The following is a 19,905-nucleotide window of genomic DNA, read 5'->3' as shown; positions in this document are numbered from 1 at the left end:
TTATCCGTCTTTCCCGCAGTCGAAGATCGAGAACCGCGTGTCCCTAGCAACCGCAGAAGCTGTCCCGTTTGGCATCTATATTCATTGGCCGTTTTGCCTGTCGAAATGTCCCTATTGCGATTTCAATAGTCATGTTGCTGACAAGGTTGATCATGCGCGCTGGAGGGCGGCATTGCGTGCGGAACTTGCCGCAGGTGCTGCGCGTCATCCCGGCCGCACGGTCGGATCGGTATTCTTTGGTGGTGGGACACCGTCGCTGATGGATCCGGAAACCGCAGGGGCCCTGATCGCCGATATCAAAACCTTCTGGCCGGTAACCGATGACATCGAAATCACGCTTGAAGCCAATCCGGGTACGGTTGAAATCAACCGGTTCTCGTCTTTTGCTGCCAATGGCATCAACCGGGTCTCAATTGGCATTCAGGCGCTCAATGACCGCGATCTTAAATTTCTGGGGCGGGAGCACAATGCGGCTGAAGCCATGCGTGCCCTTGATGTTGCGGCGAATGTGTTTGACCGGTTTTCGTTCGATCTGATTTATGCCCGGCCCGAACAAGATCCGAAAGCCTGGCGCCATGAGCTGCGCGAAGCACTTGAGATCGCGCGCGGTCATATTTCGCTTTATCAGTTGACGATCGAACCGGGAACGCAGTTCCATACCTTGCATCAGCGCGGTGATCTTGTTGTACCCGATGAAGATCTTGCGACCGATCTTTATGAAATCACCCAGGAAGAAACCAAAGCCGCCGGTTATGGTTGTTACGAGGTTTCGAACCATGCCCGACCCGGGCAGGAAAGCCGCCATAACCTCGTATACTGGCGCTATGGCGATTATCTTGGCATTGGTCCGGGTGCACATGGCCGCGAAGCTGTTATTCAGCCAGATGGCAACACGAAACCAATGGCGGTGCGCCGTCATCGTGCGCCGGAAATCTGGCTTGATCGTGTGGAAAAGCAGGGACACGGCACGCAGGAAGAAACCGCTTTGGTTGCGGATGAACGCCTTATTGAAATGGTGATGATGGGGCTGCGCCTGAATGAACCGATTCCGGTGGGACGCTTCGAGCGGATTATTGGCAAAGCCCCGCGCGAGGCATTGGATTCAGAACGGCTTGAAACCCTGATTGCGTCGGGCGATCTGATTTGCGATCAGGCAGGATTGAGCACGACCGATCAGGGGCGGAACCGTTTGAACGGGGTTCTCAGATACTTGTTCGACCATTCGGCGTGATCGCGGATGAGTGGGAAAATCAAGATTTTCCTTATGTCTTGCGACGGTGGGCGATTTTCAAAGACGCGTTTTGCAAAACCCTCAAAAAGGTTGTTGACACTGAAGTTTGGCAGCGTATATTGCGCCCCGTTCCGGCGGATTACGCCGGGCAAATACCACAAGCCCCTATGCCCAGGTGGCGGAATTGGTAGACGCGCTGGCTTCAGGTGCCAGTGGCCGCAAGGTCGTGGAAGTTCGAGTCTTCTCCTGGGCACCATACCCCAGCACATCGACGATGTGCTGGGGTATTGTCGTTCTAGGACCTTTAAAGCCATAGATACACATGACTTTTGCGTCGCGGCGCATCAAGCACTGTGTTAAGACGATGAAGTATCTGCATAGTTGAGAGTTGTGATGATTTCCTCTCCTTCTGATGGCGTGATGCCTGATGTCAGTTTTGTACTGCCGGTGTTCAACAAGGCAAATGCTTTGCCGCATTTTTTTGAGACATTGCTTGCGCAACAGGGTGGATTTTCGTGCGAGGTGATATTTGTCGATGATGCGTCAACCGATGGCTCGCGTGCTGTTTTGGAGGGTTTTGCAAAGCAGTACGATTTTGTTTGCGTCATTGCCAATGATGACAATGCCGGTCCCGCGATCCGGCTAAATCAGGGCGCGGAACGCGCGCGTGGCAAATATCTTGCGTTATTTGATTGTGACGAGCTTCTGGCGCCCGATGCGGTTTCCTGCATGCTCCGGCTTGCCGAAGAATACAATGCTGACATGGTGCATGGCCGCGGACGAAAGACTGACGCGATAATTGCCCGGGCAAACATCGACATGATTGGCAACAATATTGATGCCAAGATATTTGATGATGCCTTGGAGCGGATTTTAGGCCGGGGCATGGTTAGAATGACTTGGCTGGTTGAGAGGAAGCTGTTTGAAAAATCAGGGGGATGCGACCCTAACATCTTCATTCAGGACGAGTCTTTGCCTTTGAGATTGTCGTACCATGGTCGTCGGGTCGTTGATGCCGACATGGTTGTGACACTTGTTCCGGACGCAGGCAGCCACCTCTCGGCAAATAAAATGCAGCAACATCATGATCGTTTTTTTGCCTATGCAAACTTTTTACGCGCCCATCCCGAGCTGGACTTGGCGAAGCGTCGCAAAGTGTTTGGCAAATGTATTTCTGCGGCACGTAAAGCCAAGCGTGATGGTGCGCCGTTCAATTGGCTTGATCTTCAGCTTCAATATCTGGCAAACAAACTTTCTATTGGCCCTGCTGATTCAACGAGTTTGAACCGCTTCGTGCCTGTTTTTGAACAAATTTCCGGCATCAGGAGGCCGATCAAACCGTGATTTCCGCCCAGTCTTCCAGTGTGTTTGATCGCCGTATGCACATTGCTGCGACATTCTTCCTTTGCACGATCCCAGCTTTCCTATTGTTTGCGCGTGGCGTTGCTGATGGTGCTTTGGTTTTAATCGGACTGTTGTTTCTCGTGCGTAGTGCTGTGTACCGGGATTGGTCTTGGGTGCGAGAAGTAGATATCGCGATCCTTTTGATGATCTGGCTGATCCTGAATTTACTGGTTTCACCCTTTGCCGAATTTACTGGCAAAAGTTTCGGGCGATCAGCGAGCTGGATACGGTTTGTGATTTTCTATGCGGCGGTAACGCGTTGGATTCTCGCTGATGAGAAAGCTGTTCGATGGGTTTGCAAGGCTTTTATGATAACGGCTGCTGTCGCGGTTGCTGATGCGTTCTATCAGTTCTTTTTGGGTTATTCCCTTTTGGGGGGGCAGCCTATGGAGGGAGGTCGTCTTACAGGGCCGCTGGATAGACCAAATGTCGGGATTTATCTGGCGAAGACTGGTTTTGCCACACTTACTCTGATAGGCGCGCAATTTGTTCGGACATCAAAACAGAACAAGCTTTATGTCGCTCTGGTAGGCTTTCCGTTTTTACTCGCAATCGTATTCTTAAGTGGGGAACGCACAGCAAGTGTTCTTTCTCTTTTGGCCATTAGCTGCGGTCTGTTCGGGCTTTTTCTTGTCGGGGGGAAATGGCGCTATGCAGCAGCGACAATCGCTATCTTTGTTGCGGCTGGAATCGGTGCACTCCTTCTTTTGAGTGATCGTATCGTTGCTCGTGTTATGGAGCTTGTTAGCGTTGTTAATGACTATAGCAACTCGATCTATGGGGAGCTGACATCACTTGGTTGGCGCTTGTTCGCGGAACATCCTATTACCGGGACCGGTATGGGGAACTTTGGTCTGGTTTGTCCGAGTTACGAAGCACAAGGCTTGATTAGCGAATGTCATCCCCATCCGCATAACTTCTATGTAGAATGGTTGTCGGATACTGGATTACTGGGCACTTTGCCTTGGTTGGCTTTTGTTGGAATACTTGTTTGGGCCGGGCTGCGCCATTTCCGTAACGGGGATCGCCAAAGTCTGGTCGCTGGTTTGTATTTCGGTACGCTGGTTCTGTCCTTATTTCCGTTGGCGGCAACACAAAGTGCATTTTCAAATTGGCCTGCGATTGTTGCGTGGAATTCGATTGCTGTTGCCGTTGCTGCGTTGCGCTTGTCTGAAAAGCATCAGATTAAATCTATGTGATCGATTAGGCTTTTTGCGAAATTTCATCGACGTAAAAAGCTGATCTTGATGAGTCTTTTGCATCGCGACGTTGGTACTGCTGTGTTAAGACAGCGTCAAACCAGCATTCTGGAGAAGTGCGATGACCAATTTCCTTCATCATGGAGACTTGCCCGACGGGCTTGATCTTGGCAAAACCGTTGCCATTGACAGTGAAACCATGGGCCTTAATCCGCATCGTGATCGTCTTTGTGTGGTCCAGCTTTCGGCGGGTGATGGCGATGCTCATCTGGTGAAGTTTGACGTGGAAAGCTACGAAGCGCCCAACCTTAAAAAGCTTTTGTCCGATCCGTCGGTTTTGAAGCTGTTTCACTTTGGGCGGTTCGATATTGCTGTGATGGACAAGTATCTTGGTGTGCGGTGTGCACCAGTCTATTGCACCAAGATTGCATCCAAACTCGTGCGCACCTACACCGACCGCCATGGTTTAAAAGACCTTGTAAGGGAGCTGGTTGGAATCAACCTCGACAAGCAACAGCAGAGCTCTGACTGGGGTTCTTCTGATCTGTCAGATGAACAGATCGCATATGCCGCGTCCGATGTGCTGTATCTGCACAAGGCCAAGGAAGAGCTTGATCGTCGTTTGGCGCGCGAAGGAAGAACGGAACTGGCCCAGGCCTGTTTTGACTTCCTGCCGACACGGGCGGCGCTTGATCTTGCTGGCTGGGAAGAGATAGATATTTTTGCCCACTGATTTGCCTTTTTGGTGTGTTGAAATTTTTCCTGGTGAGCCTGCATTGTTAATTCTGCGTCAACGGCCTTTGGCGTAAGGAAATGATCCCTGCGACATCATTAACCTGATCGTTGCTTTTGTCGCTTGCCAGTGCAGATGATCCCGCCCATCTTTCCCCGTAGTTAGTTCCGCCGGGAAACGCATAAAGAAACTGATGACAGTGACCCCGAAACCGCAAAACACGCCTGAACCGGCATCGGAGAAAGACCTTGAAGTCGCCCGCCGGGTTCTGGCAATTGAAGCCGATGCACTCAGTGATCTTGCAAAATCCTTAAACGGCGATTTTTGCAAGGCAATTGATCTGATCGAGAGCCTTGCGGGCCGCCTTGTCGTAACCGGCATGGGTAAAAGTGGTCATATTGCCAAAAAGATCGCAGCAACTTTTGCTTCGACAGGAACGCCATCCTTCTTTGTCCATCCGGCTGAAGCCAGCCATGGCGATTTGGGGATGATTGGCAAAAATGATGCCGTCTTGGCCCTGTCGAATTCAGGCGAAACACCTGAACTGTCAGATATCATCGCGTATACGCGCCGCTTTAACGTGCCGTTGATCGGTATGACCCGGCGTCCGGAAAGTTCGCTGGCAGCTCAATGTGATTATCCGCTGATTCTGCCCAATAGCCCGGAAGCCTGCCCGAACAAGCAGGCACCGACGACGTCGACGACAGCAATGCTGGCTTTTGCCGATGCGCTTGCTGTGACATTGATGGAGCGTCGTGGTTTCAGCGCCGATGATTTCCGCACATTCCACCCTGGTGGCAAACTGGGGCAGCGATTGCTGCGTGTTGGTGACGTTATGCATGACGTTGCGGATATTCCACTGATTGGGGAAAATGCGCTGATGTCCGAGGCATTGGTCATCATGACTGGCAAGTCATTTGGCTGTGTCGGTGTGCTCGACGATACAGGCTTGATGAGCGGCATCGTAACGGATGGTGATCTACGCAGGCATATGGCAGACAATCTGGTGGCAATGCGGGTCGGTGATGTGATGACACCCAATCCCAAGGCGACCAAATCCGATGTTCTGGCTGTCGAGGCACTTGCGATTATGAATGATCGCAGCATCACCGCCTTGTTTGTCGTTGATGATGCAGGCAAGCCGGTTGGCCTTGTGCATATCCATGACCTTCTGCGTCTGGGGGTTGCGTAATCCATGAGCGAAGAGCGGAAGGCCGAGATCGAAAGGGCCGCGCGTAATGCGCGCATGAACGATCGTCTTCCGTCCGGGCGGCGGGACGTGCGAATCAATCCGTTTCGCCGTTCGATCGTTAACATGCTGAAACTTGTGCTGCCGTTGATTGCGGCATCGCTTGTTGCTCTTGTTGTGCTGTGGCCACAAATCGAGAAGGTTCAGGAAAGCGGTTTTCGTCTTGGCTTTTCGACGACACCTGATGATTTGATGGAAAATGTTACCATGAGCAATCCGCGCTTTTTTGGCGTGGATGGGAATAAGCAACCCTTCACTGTGACAGCCAACGACGCGGTTGAGCAGCCGGAAAACGGCGAGAGGCTGGCACATGTGCATCTTGATGCACCACAGGCTGATATAACGCTTGAAGATGGTTCGTGGATTGCACTTACGGCGGATGAAGGTTTTTATACCGAGTCCGATGAATTGCTTGATCTGGTCGGGACCGTGAATATGTATCACGATCAGGGGTTTGAAATTCATACCGAGCAGGCCGAGATCGCATTGAATAGCGGCAGTGCCAAAGGCAATGAACCTGTCGATGGACAGGGACCGTTCGGGACGATCAAATCTGACACCGGGTTTGAGCTTGAGGACAAGGGTGCCGTGATCCGCTTTTTGGGGAATGCTCGTCTGGTGATTTTCGATAGTGCTTTGAAAGGTAAATCATGATCGCAGTTGCGCGTTTTGCGGTGCGCCGTTTTTTGATGGCGACAGTTTTTGGGGGCGCGCTGCTGGTTCCCTCAGTGGCGGCATATGCCGATCCACTTGGTCTTGCCCAAAGAGGAAGCGGGGGGCTTGAGGTCGAATCCGATAACGGCATTGAATGGCGTCGTAACGAGCAGGTCCTGATTGCGCGAGGGAATGCTGTGGCTAAACGCGGCAATTCCCGTGTGGACGCAGATGAACTGCGTGCCCTTTATCGGGATCGTGACGGTCAAAGCGAGATTTACCGTATCATTGCCACGGGCAACGTAAAACTGTCTTCAGAAACCGATGTCGCAACCGGTGATCAGGCGATCTATGACATTGACGATGCCGTTGTCGTTTTGACGGGTAAAGATCTGCGATACAAAACACCCAATGAAACCCTGACCGCTGAAGAAAGCCTTGAATACTGGGAAACCGAACGTATGGCGGTTGCACGCGGTAATGCGGTTGCCGTTGCCGATGATCGTACCCTTCGCGGTGATGTTCTGACGGCACGGTTCGAAGCAGGCAAGAATGGCGAAAACGAACTGAGCCGCATTGACGGTGATGGAAATGTTACCATCCGAACGTCAACCGATTTTGTAGTTGGCAATCAAGGCGTTTATGATGCGAAAACGGGTATCGCAACCCTTGTCGGATCGGTTAAGATCACGCGCGGCGAGAACCAGCTGAATGGGGATCGCGCTGTTGTCGACCTGAATACAGGTGTCAGCCGATTGACCGCCAACGGAAATGGCGATGGCAAAAGCCGCGTTCGCGGTTTGCTTGTGCCGGAAAAAGACGACGAAAACAGCCCGGGCCAATCCGGGAATGGCAACTGACGAAGGGTCGGGAATTTGTTCTGGTCGCGCAAAAGCGGAAAATCCGACAACACACATGCACCAAAGACCGGTAGTGGCAACAATGCATCCTCCGGTACGGGCCCGCGGCTGGTGACAGCCAACAAGGGGCTGGTGGCGCACAATCTTGGCAAGAGCTTCAAGAAGCGACCGGTGCTTAAAGACGTGTCGATGTCGGTACAACGCGGCGAAGCCGTCGGCCTTCTGGGACCAAATGGCGCCGGAAAGACAACCAGTTTTTATATCATCACGGGTCTGATTTCTCCGGATCGGGGGAATATTTCGCTTGATGGGCGCGATATCACCATGATGCCGATGTATCAGCGTGCACGCATGGGAATCGGTTATTTGCCGCAGGAAGCATCGATTTTCCGCGGGATGACGGTCGAACAGAACATCATGGCGGTTCTGGAGGTCGTGGAAGATGACCGGATCAAGCGTGAACAGAACCTGGAAGATCTTCTGGCGGAATTTGCCATCGAGCATTTGCGCCGCACTCCTGCCCTTGCCCTGTCGGGTGGGGAACGCCGCCGTTGCGAGATTGCACGTGCCCTTGCGGCCCATCCGAACTTCGTTCTGCTGGACGAGCCGCTGGCTGGGATTGACCCGATTGCGGTCGGTGATATTCGCGATCTTGTACGTCATCTGAAAGATCGTGGCATTGGGGTCTTGATTACCGACCACAATGTGCGCGAGACTCTGGACATCATTGACCGGGCATATATCTTGCATGACGGTCGGGTTTTGATGGAAGGTGGTCCTGACGAAATCGTCAGAAATGACGATGTCAGAAGGGTTTATCTGGGTGATCGTTTCAGCCTTTGATCACACACCTTGTTTCTAGGGGGTTCGGATTGACGAGGGGTAGTTCATAATGGCCCTGAAGGCGCGGCTTGATCTTCGTCAGTCTCAGTCTCTCGTCATGACGCCTCAGTTGCAGCAGGCGATCAAACTGCTGCAATTTAACAACATCGAACTTTCCAATTTCATTGATAGTGAATTGCTGGAAAATCCGCTGCTGGAACGCGCAGATCCGGGGCAAACCTTTGCCGAAACAGGTGACGGGGCCGTCGGGAATGGCGATCAGGGTATCGATTCCCGTACCAGCGATGATTTTTCGGATCGAGAAGATCGTTTTGGCACCGACCGCCTGACGTCAAGTGAAACCACGAGCACCGGCGATTCCGGTCCGCTCGATTGTGCGCCAGATGCCCTTTACAACGGCGAAGGTGAAATCACTCCCGATGGTGCCCCGGTTGCCGGAAACCATGATTATTCGTCGCCCTATAGCGGTGGAACGGGTGGTGGAGGCAGCGGCGAAGATCTGCCGGGCCTGGAACAGACGCTTGCCGACAAGGCGACACTTCGTCAGTCACTTGATGATCAGCTTAACATCGCGTTTGCGGATGCTATTTCACGCATGATTGGCAGCTACCTGATCGATATGCTTGATGAAAATGGCTATGTCGCCGGGCCGCTTGAAGAGGTTGCTGAGGCACTTGAATGCGAAATGAGCGATGTATTGCGCGTTCTTGCCGTTATGCAGGGATTTGAGCCAGTGGGCATCTTCGCCCGCGACCTTGCCCAATGCCTCGAACTGCAATTGCGTGAGCTTAATCGGTTTGATCCGGCGATGGCAGCGTTGCTGTCCAATCTGGATTTGCTTGCGCGTCGTGAATTTGATCGCTTGCGCCGGATATGCGGCGTGGATAACGATGATCTTTCGGACATGATTTCCGAAATTCGCACCCTTGATCCGCGTCCGGGGCGAACCGCCGATGGGGAACCGGCAACGCCGGTCATTCCCGATGTTCTGATGCGCGCAGCCGGAAGCGGCAACTGGCATCTTGAACTGAACAGCGATGCATTGCCGCGCGTATTGGTGAACGAGGATTACGCCGTAAAGATAGGACAGGGGCTGCGTAATCGCGAGGAACGAAGTTTTCTTAGCGAGAAGCTTCAAAACGCCAATTGGCTGGTAAAGGCACTGCACCAACGTGCTACCACGATCATGAAAGTCGCAAGCGAGATCGTGCGTCAGCAGGATGGATTCTTCAATTACGGCGTATCGCATTTGCGCCCGTTGATCCTGCGCGATATTGCCGAAGCAATCGGCATGCATGAAAGCACGGTTTCACGGGTGACCAATGGCAAGTTTATGGCGACCCCGCGTGGCGTTTACGAGTTGAAGTACTTTTTCACCACGGCAATTTCATCTGCGGATGGCGGAGATGCGCATTCTTCTGAATCTGTGCGTCATCGCATCAAGTCATTGATAGACGGGGAAGATCCGAAAAAGATTTTGTCTGATGACAAACTTGTCGAGCTGCTTCAAAAGGAAGGGATCGACATCGCCCGCCGAACAGTGGCAAAATACCGCGAATCGATGAGAATTCCCTCGTCGGTCCAGCGACGGCGCGAAAAAAAGCCGCGGGTTTCCTAGCCAGTCAAACACTGCAAAATATACCTTAAGGTATTGTATATTCAGCAATAATACCCAAATGTTGACTTGGCATTAACGAGGGAATATGGTGCGGCCTCCTGATTGAGGGGCACTGAATGTCCATATGTACTGGGAAGTCACTCAACTGGGGATAGGCGATCCATGCAAATTACGGTTATTGGTAAACAACTCGACGTTGGTAACGCACTCCGTCAACACGTCGTCGAGACGTTGGACCCTGCGGTAGAGAAATATTTCGATCACGCGATCGAAGCCACGGTGACCATCACCAAAGAGGCACATCTCTACATCACGCAGATATCGGTCCATGTCGGCAAGGGCATGTTGGTTCAGGCGAAGGCATCAGCGAATGAAGTGTATCCTGCCTTCGATTCCGCCTGTGATCGTGTCGCTAAACAGTTGCGACGCTACAAGCGGCGTCTGCGTGACCATCATACCAACCGTGATCAGTATGAGCAGGCAAGAATTGATGCGACACATTATGTGATCGCACAGGAAGACGACGATCATTCAGATGACGAACATGTCAACGGCTTCGAGCCTGTGATCGTCGCTGAAACACCGGATCGCATTGATACGCTCTCTGTTGGAGAAGCTGTTATGCGGCTCGACTTGGGGGACATTCCGGCACTTATGTTCCGGAATGGCAAACATGGCGGATTGAATGTTGTATATCGTCGTGCTGACGGCAATATCGGGTGGCTTGACCCATCCGATAAGGAGGCTGGTGCAGCGTGACGGATACAGATTCTTCCGAGCCAAACAACGCAACGCGAAAAATGGACATATCATCGATTCTTTCCCCTTCGGGGGTAATACCGGCCCTGCGGTCCGGTGCGAAAAAGGCTGTCCTTGAGGAACTTGCCGAAAAGGCAGCTGACGTCACCGGGCGTGAAGCGGGCGAGATTTTTTCCGTTTTGCTTGACCGTGAAAAACTTGGCAGCACCGGCGTAGGTGGTGGTGTCGCGATTCCACACGGCAAGCTGGCGGATCTTGACCGGTTGCACATGATCTTTGCGCGTGCTCAGAACCCGATTGAGTTCGATGCCGTTGACGAACATCCTGTCGATTTGTTTTGCATGCTGATTGCCCCGGAAGAAGCAGGTGCAGATCACCTGAAAGCACTGGCGCGTATTTCCCGCCTTCTGCGTAATCAGGGCATGTGCGACAAGTTGCGCGGTGCGGGTTCTGCGGATGCAATCTATGCACTGCTGACACAGGATGAGGCTGAACAAGCCGCCTGAACGTCGTGAAATCAGAAAATCTGAAACCGGGTGCCATTATGTGGTGCCCGGTTTTATTTTGCCTTGATGAATAACTGTTGGTTACCCGTCTTCGTTTATCGCTGATGCGTGCGCGGCTTTTTCTGCGGTATTCTGTGTCATCAGCCTACCGGCCAGGACAACGAGATACAGCACGGGTATGCCAATCAGGGCTGTGCCAATAAAGAACCAGCTGTAACCGAACGCATCGACGACACTGCCCGAAAATCCGGCAAGGATTTTGGGGAACAGTGTCATGATCGAGCTAAAGATCGCATATTGCATGGCGGTAAAGGAAATATTGGTCAGGCCCGACAGGTAGGCGATGAAGGCGGCTGTTGCAAGACCACCTGACAGGTTGTCAGCCATAATCACACCGGCAAACATGATCGTGTTCGGGCCCAGATGAGCCATAATTGCAAACAGGATGTTGGTAATTGCCGAGAGAAGTGCGCCAAGAAACAGGATACGCACGACCCCGTAGCGAACCGAAAGAAGACCGCCAAGGAAGCTGCCTGCGATGGTCATGAACAGGCCAAATGTTTTGGAAACAGCTGCTATTTCTTCCTTGGAAAAGCCCAGATCGGTATAGAAAACATTTGCCATGACCCCCATGACGATATCGGCAATCCGATAGACGCCAATGAGTGCCAGCACAACTATCGCAGCCTTGCCATAGCGGTCGATGAAATCCTTAACCGGTGCGAGATAGGTTTCCTGAACCATGCCGGTTGGGGTTACGCCGATACGGGTGGTCAGCCATGCGACAAGGATTGCGGCTGCGACAGAGATGGCTAGTTTGAGAAACCCGGCGATGAAACCAGCCAGTTCGTCGATCATTCCGTTTTCGACTAAAGCCGTTTTTAACGGCTCGGTCAGGTCGCTGGCATAAATGTTGGCAATGATGAAGGCGATCACAGTCAGCGCAAACATCAGAAGGAAACGACCGTAATCGGATGTTTTATGAAAATACTTGCTGTCAGTCCGATTTACGGTGGGTTCGCGAATGATCAGCGTGGTGATAACGCCGATCCCCATGGCCAGAGCCATGCAGCCATAGGCAATTGTCCAAGCAATCGGCTCATAACTGCCTTCGGCCTCAAATAGTCCGGCAATGGTCAATGCTCCGGCACCGGCGACAATCATTCCGATACGATACCCACCGATATAGGCCGAGCTCATCATGGCTTGCAGGTCGGTATCTGCTGCCTCGATGCGATAGGCGTCAATCACGATGTCCTGTGTTGCCGATGCAAAGCCAAGCGCAACAGCAGCAAAGGCCATAGTAGTCAGGTTTTCGGCCGGATCGGTAAAGCCCATCCAAAGGATGGCGCCGATAATGGCACATTGGGCGATAATCAGCCAGCTTCGCCGACGTCCAAGAACCCCATGCAAAATCGGGAACGGCAGCCGGTCAATAAGGGGGGCCCAGACAAATTTGAAAGAATAACCAAGGGCGGCCCAGCTGAAATAGGTGACGGTAGAACGGTCCACGCCGGCTTCGCGTAGCCAGATCGACAGGGTTGAGAAAATCAGCAGGATGGGAATCCCGGCCGACAGTCCCATGAACAGCATGGTAATCACGCGTGGATGAATGAACGCCCGAAATGAATCACCCCAACTGCGCAAGGCTGTGTCGTGCATGGATATTCCCGGTCTGAATGCGGCCTTGTGCGAAATTAGCGGAAACACGTTAAGGAATGCCGAAACGGTGCAGGCGATTGTATGTCTCGTCCTGAAATACGTTGTCAGCTATAGGCGCAGACAATGTCGACTTCGGGACGAGACCCCTGATGAAAAAGGCACGAACATCATAGCAAATGTTCGTGCCTCTCAATGTATAAGGGTAGCCCAATCAGGCGACCCTTCTAAATCACGACCCAAACCGGTTTAAACGGTTTCGGATTCCGATTTGCGGCTTTCGCGTTTGCGCACGTTCGGGTCGAGGTGCAGCTTGCGAATACGGATGCTTTGCGGGGTAACTTCAACCAGTTCGTCGTTCTGGATATAAGCCAGCGCTTCTTCAAGCGACATACGACGCGGCGGGGTCAGGGTGATGGCATCATCCTTGCCCGATGCGCGGACGTTGGTCAGTTTTTTACCCTTGAGAATGTTAACTTCAAGGTCGTTGTTGCGGTTGTGTTCGCCGATGATCATGCCTTCATAGACACGTTCGCCTGGATTGATGAACATCGAACCGCGATCTTCGAGACCCCAAAGGGCATAGGCAACCGCATCGCCCTGATCGTTCGAGATCAGAACACCATTACGACGACCTGCAATCGAACCTTTGACCGGGCCATAGGAATGGAACACACGGTTCATCACGCCGGTACCGCGGGTATCGGTCAGGAATTCGCCATGATAACCGATCAGGCCACGCGACGGTGCCAGGAACATGATACGGGTCTTGCCGCCACCGCTTGAGCGCATGTCTGTCATTTCGGCCTTGCGCAGGCTCATCTTTTCAACGACGGCACCGGCAAATTCTTCGTCCACGTCGACCTGGACTTCTTCGAACGGCTCGGACAGGACGCCGTCGATTTCCTTGATCAGAACGCGCGGACGCGAGATTGACAGTTCGTAACCTTCGCGACGCATGGTTTCGATCAGAACGCCAAGCTGAAGTTCACCACGACCGGCAACTTCAAAGGCGTCCTTATCGGCGGTTTCCGACAGCTGAATGGCAATGTTGCCTTCGACTTCGCGTTCCAGACGGGCACGGATCATGCGCGATGTAACCTTGTCGCCTTCCTGCCCAGCAAGCGGAGAGTTGTTGACCGAGAAAGTCATGGCAAGGGTCGGCGGATCAATCGGCTGGCTTGAAATTGCACTGGTGACTTCCGGTGCGCAAATGGTGTCGGCAACGGTTGCGTCGGTCAGACCGGCAATCGCGATGATGTCGCCAGCAACAGCTTCTTCCTGCGGGACACGATCAAGACCACGGAAACCCATCAATTTCGAAAGACGACCGGTTTCGACAGTGCCATCACCACGCAGAACCTTGACCGGCATGTTCAGTTTTGCGCGGCCCTGTGCGACACGGCCAGTCAGGATACGGCCAAGGAAGTTATCAGCATGCAGCATGGTCGCAATCATTGCGAACGGCGCGTCAACTTCTGCCTTCGGTGCCGGAACATAGTTCAGAACCAGGTTCATCAGCGGTGTCAGGTTTTCTTTCGGGCCTTCCGGTGCCTCGGCAGCCCAGCCATCACGACCGGAGGCATACAGAACCGGGAAATCAAGTTGTTCGTCATTGGCTTCGAGCGACACGAACAGATCAAATATCTCGTCGAGAACTTCTTCTGCGCGCTGGTCCGGGCGGTCGATCTTGTTGATGATCACGATGGGCTTCAGGCCGAGTTTCAGGGCTTTACCCAGAACGAATTTAGTCTGCGGCATCGGGCCTTCGGCCGAGTCAACCAGCAGAACAACACCGTCAACCATCGACAGGATACGTTCGACTTCGCCACCGAAATCGGCGTGGCCCGGGGTATCGACGATATTGATACGCGTATCGCCCCACTGAATTGCGGTCGGCTTTGCCATGATGGTGATGCCGCGTTCGCGTTCCAGATCGTTACTGTCCATGGCGCGTTCATCAACACGCTGGTTGTCACGATAAACACCGGACTGACGGAACATCGCGTCGACGAGGGTGGTTTTGCCATGGTCGACGTGTGCGATAATGGCGATATTGCGCAAGTTCATTGGCGCGGACTCCAGAATAAAAATGCCGCGCGCCGGGATACATCCCTTGCGCATCGGTCAGTAAAAGTTTCAAGGCCAGTAGATATTCAGCTGCCGCAGGACCGGTGTTGCCCGGTCGGCAAGTTCAAACCCGCGCATTAGCGCAGCACTGCACATGCTGAATGTTTACTGGCCCAAAAGACAAATTGCAGTTTGGCTCGGAAGCCGCCCTGTCATAGCCAATGTCGAGGCGAATGACCAGCCTTGTGCATGCCATGCGGGGTTGATTTTTATGCAATGCCGGGTTCTTGCGCTATTAACTGGAGAAAGTCAATCTTTGTGTGCATTGCAAAACGGCAGAATACCGGCAATTGCTACAAAAGAAACGGGACGGCAACCAAATGTTGCCGTCCCGTGAATTTTATCGTGAAACCATGGCGAAGGGTCAAAGAGTCTTCGCAACCAGTTCCTTAAGGTCTGCATCGGGGCGTGCGCCCATATGCGAAATCACTTCGGCAGCACAAATCGAGCCAAGGCGACCACATGTCGCAAGACTATCGCCACGTGTGTAGCCATAAAGGAAGCCCGATGCGAAAAGATCACCTGCGCCGGTGGTGTCAATCACGCGGGCAACCGGTTCGGCATCAACCTGTATGACTTCGTCATCCGATACAATGACCGAACCTTTTTCACTGCGGGTCAGGGCTGCGACTTTGCAGTGTTTACGGATTTCCGCCAGGGCTTCTTCGAAGGTGTCGACCTCGTAAAGCGATTTGATCTCGTCTTCGTTGGCAAACAGTACGTCGATATGATTATGGACCAGATCGCGGAACGATTCACGATGACGGTCGACACAGAAGGAATCAGACAGGCTGATCGAAACCTGTCGTCCGGCATCGTGCGCGACCTGTGCGGCCTTGATGAAAGCTTCCTTCGCTTCGGGCCGATCCCAAAGATATCCTTCCATGTAGGTGACCTTGGCCGATGCGATCAGTTCGGCATCGATATCATCCGGGCCAAGCTCCGTGCAGGCACCAAGGAAGGTATTCATGGTACGATGACCATCCGGTGTCACGAAGATCAGGCAGCGCGCCGTTGGGGAGCCGCTTGTTGCAGGGGTAGAATTAAAGGAAACGCCGATGGCACGGATATCGTGGCGGAAAACCTCACCCAGCTGATCGTTACGCACCTTGCCAATATAAGCACCTTTGCCGCCAAGGGCCGCAATCCCCGCCATGGTATTGCCAGCGGATCCACCGGACATTTCAAGGCCAGGGCCCATTTGGGCGTAGAGACTGTCGGCGGTTTCGGCGTCGATCAGAGTCATGGCGTTCTTTACAAGGTTCAAACGGCCAAGGTCTTCTTCCTTGCAGTGAGAAAGAACGTCGACAATGGCATTGCCGATTCCGACGACGTCGAATTTGGTGTCACTCATTGACTTGAATTTCCTAAGCTTTTTTCGGTATTTCCCGACAGTCAAGGTTCTGCAAGTCATAGTGCTTGGCTGCCATCGCCTTTATGGGTCGGATGATCTGGAGCGGGAGTATAGAGAATGAAAATCGCGGTGCAAGCGTCGCGACCGTTTCGCGTCCGGTCTTTTAACCCTGCGTTAAGGACGTAAAAAACTGCATCCGTAGTTTTTCACGCGGCTTTCCGAAATCAATTCAATCTTTGTTGACCGAAATTTTTTGCCATTGTCGGAAATTGATTCGTCGCACCTCTGGTCGCCGATTCCACGATGCGCAGAAAACCGCGCTTTTTGACTCCTCCAAGGCATGATGAGGGCTCTTTACCTATTGTTTGTCGATGTGATGTCTTTAGTGCTCTGCTGTCACTCATAAATCTCACTATAAGATCGTTTTATTTATCTTAATTATGAAATTAGCGAAGATAAGAGGCGTGTTAAAATTCAAACAGACTGGTATGTCTTCATCTAGATATACATAAAATCCCTAAAAACTACAATATAGGAACATGCTATCAATCTTATGCTGGGAAAAGTGGCTGTTAAGTCTGAAGTGGCTTCCTCGTGCCTTGACACTACTGAGGAGTTCAGGGTTGACCGGAATCAGGATTGTCCGAGGGATTTTTGTGATCCGTGTTTTGCGACCGGATCGGATATAGCTGCACTGGCGCATCTGAATTTGGCACGTCGCGCGTGTCATTCTTGCGGTCAGAAGATTGATGACCTAGGCGATCACGCAGTTCTTCGACAACAGCACTTATGCGGGCCCGATGCATCGGGTCCTTACACAGTTTAACGAACCGGGTGAAGGCATGGAGTGCTTTTGCATCTTCGTGCAGGCGGGCGTAAAGCGCGCCGAGCTGATGCCAAAGCCCGTCATGATCAGGTGCAATCAGCAAACTGTTGTCAATCACACGCGCGGCGAGGGCCAGCTCACCCTGCCGAAGGGCCCTAACCTTTATATTGTTTTGAAGTCGTAACAATATCGCAATATCAGATGCTTCACGATAATGAGCGGGTTGCAGTTCTGCATCTAGCCCCTGAAACGCCTTCAACAATTCGCGTAACTCGGCAGAACCCAATGTGATGCCGCCATGGAAGGGATCGATCATTCTTCGCGCCCCCCCGGATTGCAGACGCAGCAGAAAGTGACCAGGAAAATCGATGCCCGTGATCTCTATCTGGCAACGTTTTGCGACATGTACATAAAGCAATGCGAGCGCCACAGGAAGACCGCGCTTTCGATCAATGACCGACATCAAATCTGCATTGGCGATATCGTCATAATTTTCCGCATCGCCCTGAAACTGATAGTGACCGGGGATAACATCCTGCATGGCCCGCACGATTAGGTCGATGGCGGCGCGGCCATCTTCATCTCTTGATTGCGCAGATAGGGAGCCAATCCGGTTGCGGACATCACCAGAAATGGCTTCAAGCAAATCGATATAAGGTGCGATATCACGGCTGGGGTCGTTTAACCGTGCAAAATGCAAAGCGGCCTCGGCCGCAGTTGCATCGGGATATTGGCCGTTACCGTAATTGGTAAGCCATTGGCGATCTTTTGCTGTGATGTCCTTTTCCCGATCAATAATAATGCTCAGGTCCTCTGGCGTTGTGGGTCGTCCTTAAGTCTTACATGACTGACGACGCGTCTGACATAACTGGTAGCGCGTGCATGAGCGATGACAAGGTTGCGCTCATGTTCGCTTTGCGCGATCCCCATGATATGGACGGTACCATTGATGGTTTCGACACTGTAGTTAATCGCATAGACGTCTGTGTCAAACATCAGTGCGGTTTTGATGCGGGTCGTGATCAAAAGATCATTGGCGCTGTCCATTAAACTGCTGCCTTGACCGACATTGATTTCGTTGATGACACGGTTTACGCCATTGACCTGCCAGGCCAGTTCGACCGCTTTAAGTTCGCTGTCGGTATTTTCAACCGTTCCGGCAAGCAGAACTTCCCCCTCAACTACTTCGATTTCGATCCGGCGAAACAGGTTTTCATCTTCGGTCAGGAACTTCTGCCAGATCTCGGCCGTGATTGCGGTATCGCTGACCGCGCCGCCAAATCCGCGTTCCTGTAGGGCGGCCACACCGGCAGTTGCACCTGCACCCACTGCAAGAGACGTGCACCCCGCAAGTGGCATAAAAGCAAGGATCACCAGAACGGGTCCTGCCTGCGCAATATAATTCCTGACTTTAACAATACGGCCCTTTGATCGTCGCAATGTGCGTGACAGCAATGTCATCTATCGGTTTCTCGCCCCGCGTTCCCCCGTCGTCTCAACTGCCAATATGAGCGCAGCCGGTTAAGGAGTTTTAAACTCGAAGCGCGGTTTGAACGATTAATGACTTTTTTCGCATGTGAGTTCGGCCCAACGGCCGGGTGTGATACCAAATGCACGTTTGAAATGCCGATTAAGATGGCTTTGATCCGCAAATCCGGTATCGCCCGCAATATCGACCATCGGCTGGCGAAGGCTGATAAGGATGCGGGCTTTTTGCAGGCGACGCATTATCAGATAACGATATGGTGTTGTCCCAAAACAGGCACGGAATTGACGGATAAGACGATATCTATCAAGTCCCGTGACCTCTTCAAGCTCGGCGGACTGTACCGGGCGATCAAAGTTGTCTTCAAGATATTGTCTGGCCCGTTCCATGCGTTCCAACGCCAGAAAGCCAATCGGTTTCATTGAGTTTTTGGTGTGACGCGCAAGGCCGGTGGCGATGTCAGAGATAAATTGATCTATCAGAAGGGGATCAACATCTTCATCAAGATGGGCGAGCATTGAGGCAAGGGTTGCTGCCAGCTGCGAGTCGGCAATGACGGGATCAGAAACAAAGGGCAGGGAAGCCGTATCCGTGCCAAGGCCCTGCCGTAGCAGTGATGGTTCGAGATAAAGCATGCGATAGCGCAAACCGTCCTCGGTTCCTGCACCTCCGTCATGGACCTCGTCGGGGTGAAGGATAATCACATTACCGGGCTGACTGGCACAGGAAGAGCCGCGATAATTGAAGGTCTGAACGCCCTGCATGGTGATGCCCAGCGCATAGGTATCGTGGCGATGGGGGGCAAACATATTACCAAAGAAAAGGGCTTCCATTCGCTCGATCCCCGGCAGCGGGGCCGCAGAAATGAAGTGCTCGCGCGGTTTGCACAAACGTTCAAGACCGTCAGATGGGGTTTGGTTTACAGAATCCAGCATTACGGTTTTTCCGACAACCTCCCGAACCTGAAAATCAACGGATGTGCAAATGTTTGATACCAAAGTCGCCATTGTTCTTCGCAATGATCTCGAAAATTGGCAATCGCTGAATGTGACGGCATTTCTAATGAGCGGTATTGTCGCCCAGTTTCCCGAAATCATCGGGGAACCCTATAAAGACCGTGACAATAATATCTATAACCCCTTGTCCCGCCAACCGGCGATCGTTCTGTCGGCTGATGCCGCGACAATGGCAAAGATTCACCGCCGTGCCCTTGAGCGTGGGGTAACCACATCGCTTTATGTCGAGGAAATGTTTTCAACCGGTCATGACGAAGCCAATCGCGATGCTTTCGGGCAGTTTTCGCCAGAGGATGCCAAAGCGGTCGGAATTGCTTTGCGCGCGGAAAAACGGGTGACTGACAAAATCATCAAGGGCGCAAAGATGCATCCGTGATT

Annotated in this window: 18 protein-coding genes and 1 tRNA gene; 13 read left to right on the top strand and 6 right to left on the bottom strand. The window is 52.5% G+C overall.

What is annotated here, in order from left to right:
* Positions 1–37: 37 nt before the first annotated feature.
* From hemW to ptsN, 12 genes are all read left to right on the top strand, one after another.
* Positions 38–1,231: a radical SAM family heme chaperone HemW gene (gene hemW / locus P8T57_RS08555; RefSeq protein ID WP_341365175.1), complete on the top strand. Its 1,194-nt coding sequence runs from the start codon at positions 38–40 to the stop codon at positions 1,229–1,231.
* A 169-nt stretch (positions 1,232–1,400) separates the two neighbouring features.
* Positions 1,401–1,487 (top strand) — tRNA-Leu (locus P8T57_RS08550).
* A 137-nt stretch (positions 1,488–1,624) separates the two neighbouring features.
* Positions 1,625–2,575 (top strand): glycosyltransferase family 2 protein, encoded by a 951-nt coding sequence (locus tag P8T57_RS08545; protein ID WP_341365174.1) that lies wholly within the window; start codon positions 1,625–1,627, stop codon positions 2,573–2,575.
* Positions 2,572–3,834 (top strand): O-antigen ligase family protein, encoded by a 1,263-nt coding sequence (locus tag P8T57_RS08540; protein WP_341365173.1) that lies wholly within the window; start codon positions 2,572–2,574, stop codon positions 3,832–3,834. The genes P8T57_RS08545 and P8T57_RS08540 overlap by 4 nt, the downstream gene beginning before the upstream one ends.
* A 121-nt stretch (positions 3,835–3,955) precedes the next feature.
* Positions 3,956–4,567 (top strand): ribonuclease D, encoded by a 612-nt coding sequence (locus P8T57_RS08535; RefSeq protein ID WP_114094258.1) that lies wholly within the window; start codon positions 3,956–3,958, stop codon positions 4,565–4,567.
* 193 nt (positions 4,568–4,760) lie between these two features.
* Positions 4,761–5,759 (top strand): KpsF/GutQ family sugar-phosphate isomerase, encoded by a 999-nt coding sequence (locus P8T57_RS08530; RefSeq protein WP_114094259.1) that lies wholly within the window; start codon positions 4,761–4,763, stop codon positions 5,757–5,759.
* A gap of 3 nt (positions 5,760–5,762) precedes the next feature.
* On the top strand, positions 5,763–6,470 hold the full coding sequence (lptC, locus tag P8T57_RS08525; protein WP_085642698.1) for an LPS export ABC transporter periplasmic protein LptC: 708 nt from the start codon (positions 5,763–5,765) through the stop codon (positions 6,468–6,470).
* Complete coding sequence (locus P8T57_RS08520; protein WP_341365172.1) at positions 6,467–7,330, top strand: LptA/OstA family protein; 864 nt, start codon at positions 6,467–6,469, stop codon at positions 7,328–7,330. Before lptC ends, P8T57_RS08520 begins: the two co-directional genes overlap by 4 nt.
* 15 nt (positions 7,331–7,345) lie before the next feature.
* A complete protein-coding gene (gene lptB / locus P8T57_RS08515; RefSeq protein ID WP_341365171.1) occupies positions 7,346–8,173 on the top strand; it encodes an LPS export ABC transporter ATP-binding protein in 828 nt (275 codons plus the stop codon).
* 49 nt (positions 8,174–8,222) lie between these two features.
* Positions 8,223–9,791, top strand: a complete 1,569-nt coding sequence (gene rpoN / locus P8T57_RS08510; protein ID WP_341365170.1) for an RNA polymerase factor sigma-54 — start codon at positions 8,223–8,225, stop codon at positions 9,789–9,791.
* 162 nt (positions 9,792–9,953) lie between these two features.
* A complete protein-coding gene (gene raiA / locus P8T57_RS08505; protein ID WP_037988948.1) occupies positions 9,954–10,550 on the top strand; it encodes a ribosome-associated translation inhibitor RaiA in 597 nt (198 codons plus the stop codon).
* Positions 10,551–10,591: 41 nt separating this feature from the next.
* Complete coding sequence (ptsN, locus tag P8T57_RS08500; protein ID WP_007088574.1) at positions 10,592–11,056, top strand: PTS IIA-like nitrogen regulatory protein PtsN; 465 nt, start codon at positions 10,592–10,594, stop codon at positions 11,054–11,056.
* An 81-nt stretch (positions 11,057–11,137) separates the two neighbouring features.
* Here ptsN and P8T57_RS08495 read toward each other — a convergent pair whose 3' ends face one another.
* The 6 genes from P8T57_RS08495 to P8T57_RS08470 all read right to left on the bottom strand — a co-directional run bounded on the left by P8T57_RS08495 (position 11,138) and on the right by P8T57_RS08470 (position 19,446).
* On the bottom strand, positions 11,138–12,718 hold the full coding sequence (locus tag P8T57_RS08495) for an MFS transporter (protein ID WP_341365169.1): 1,581 nt from the start codon (positions 12,716–12,718) through the stop codon (positions 11,138–11,140).
* 246 nt (positions 12,719–12,964) lie between these two features.
* Positions 12,965–14,785 carry a translational GTPase TypA gene (typA, locus tag P8T57_RS08490; protein WP_007088576.1) on the bottom strand — a complete coding sequence of 607 codons (1,821 nt, stop codon included), beginning with the start codon at positions 14,783–14,785 and terminating at the stop codon, positions 12,965–12,967.
* 424 nt (positions 14,786–15,209) lie between these two features.
* Positions 15,210–16,199 (bottom strand): adenosine kinase, encoded by a 990-nt coding sequence (locus P8T57_RS08485; RefSeq protein WP_341365168.1) that lies wholly within the window; start codon positions 16,197–16,199, stop codon positions 15,210–15,212.
* 617 nt (positions 16,200–16,816) lie between these two features.
* Positions 16,817–17,725: a transglutaminase-like domain-containing protein gene (locus tag P8T57_RS08480; protein ID WP_341365167.1), complete on the bottom strand. Its 909-nt coding sequence runs from the start codon at positions 17,723–17,725 to the stop codon at positions 16,817–16,819.
* A 104-nt stretch (positions 17,726–17,829) separates the two neighbouring features.
* Positions 17,830–18,486 (bottom strand): BON domain-containing protein, encoded by a 657-nt coding sequence (locus P8T57_RS08475; protein ID WP_341365166.1) that lies wholly within the window; start codon positions 18,484–18,486, stop codon positions 17,830–17,832.
* A gap of 96 nt (positions 18,487–18,582) precedes the next feature.
* Positions 18,583–19,446: an AraC family transcriptional regulator gene (locus P8T57_RS08470; protein WP_341365165.1), complete on the bottom strand. Its 864-nt coding sequence runs from the start codon at positions 19,444–19,446 to the stop codon at positions 18,583–18,585.
* A gap of 49 nt (positions 19,447–19,495) precedes the next feature.
* On the opposite strand from P8T57_RS08470, the gene P8T57_RS08465 reads away from it, so the two are divergent.
* A complete protein-coding gene (locus tag P8T57_RS08465) occupies positions 19,496–19,903 on the top strand; it encodes a DUF2000 family protein (protein WP_037989228.1) in 408 nt (135 codons plus the stop codon).
* Positions 19,904–19,905 lie beyond the last annotated feature (2 nt).

The sequence above is a fragment of the Thalassospira sp. SN3W genome (genome assembly GCF_038070535.1).
In the GTDB taxonomy this organism is placed as follows: Bacteria; Pseudomonadota; Alphaproteobacteria; order Rhodospirillales; family Thalassospiraceae; genus Thalassospira; species Thalassospira xiamenensis.
The sequence above is the reverse complement of the archived record's forward strand: the minus strand, read 5'-3'. Positions and strand labels throughout refer to the sequence as shown.

Bases quoted from the DNA above. Each gene is read 5' to 3' on its own strand.
- P8T57_RS08465 (WP_037989228.1), top strand. From the start codon at position 19,496: ATGTTTGATACCAAAGTCGCCATTGTTCTTCGCAATGATCTCGAAAAT.
- typA (WP_007088576.1), bottom strand. From the start codon at position 14,785: ATGAACTTGCGCAATATCGCCATTATCGCACACGTCGACCATGGCAAA.
- P8T57_RS08535 (WP_114094258.1), top strand. From the start codon at position 3,956: ATGACCAATTTCCTTCATCATGGAGACTTGCCCGACGGGCTTGATCTT.
- P8T57_RS08520 (WP_341365172.1), top strand. From the start codon at position 6,467: ATGATCGCAGTTGCGCGTTTTGCGGTGCGCCGTTTTTTGATGGCGACA.
- P8T57_RS08470 (WP_341365165.1), bottom strand. From the start codon at position 19,446: ATGCTGGATTCTGTAAACCAAACCCCATCTGACGGTCTTGAACGTTTG.
- rpoN (WP_341365170.1), top strand. From the start codon at position 8,223: ATGGCCCTGAAGGCGCGGCTTGATCTTCGTCAGTCTCAGTCTCTCGTC.
- P8T57_RS08495 (WP_341365169.1), bottom strand. From the start codon at position 12,718: ATGCACGACACAGCCTTGCGCAGTTGGGGTGATTCATTTCGGGCGTTC.
- P8T57_RS08530 (WP_114094259.1), top strand. From the start codon at position 4,761: ATGACAGTGACCCCGAAACCGCAAAACACGCCTGAACCGGCATCGGAG.
- P8T57_RS08545 (WP_341365174.1), top strand. From the start codon at position 1,625: ATGATTTCCTCTCCTTCTGATGGCGTGATGCCTGATGTCAGTTTTGTA.
- ptsN (WP_007088574.1), top strand. From the start codon at position 10,592: ATGGACATATCATCGATTCTTTCCCCTTCGGGGGTAATACCGGCCCTG.
- lptC (WP_085642698.1), top strand. From the start codon at position 5,763: ATGAGCGAAGAGCGGAAGGCCGAGATCGAAAGGGCCGCGCGTAATGCG.
- P8T57_RS08485 (WP_341365168.1), bottom strand. From the start codon at position 16,199: ATGAGTGACACCAAATTCGACGTCGTCGGAATCGGCAATGCCATTGTC.
- raiA (WP_037988948.1), top strand. From the start codon at position 9,954: ATGCAAATTACGGTTATTGGTAAACAACTCGACGTTGGTAACGCACTC.
- P8T57_RS08475 (WP_341365166.1), bottom strand. From the start codon at position 18,486: ATGACATTGCTGTCACGCACATTGCGACGATCAAAGGGCCGTATTGTT.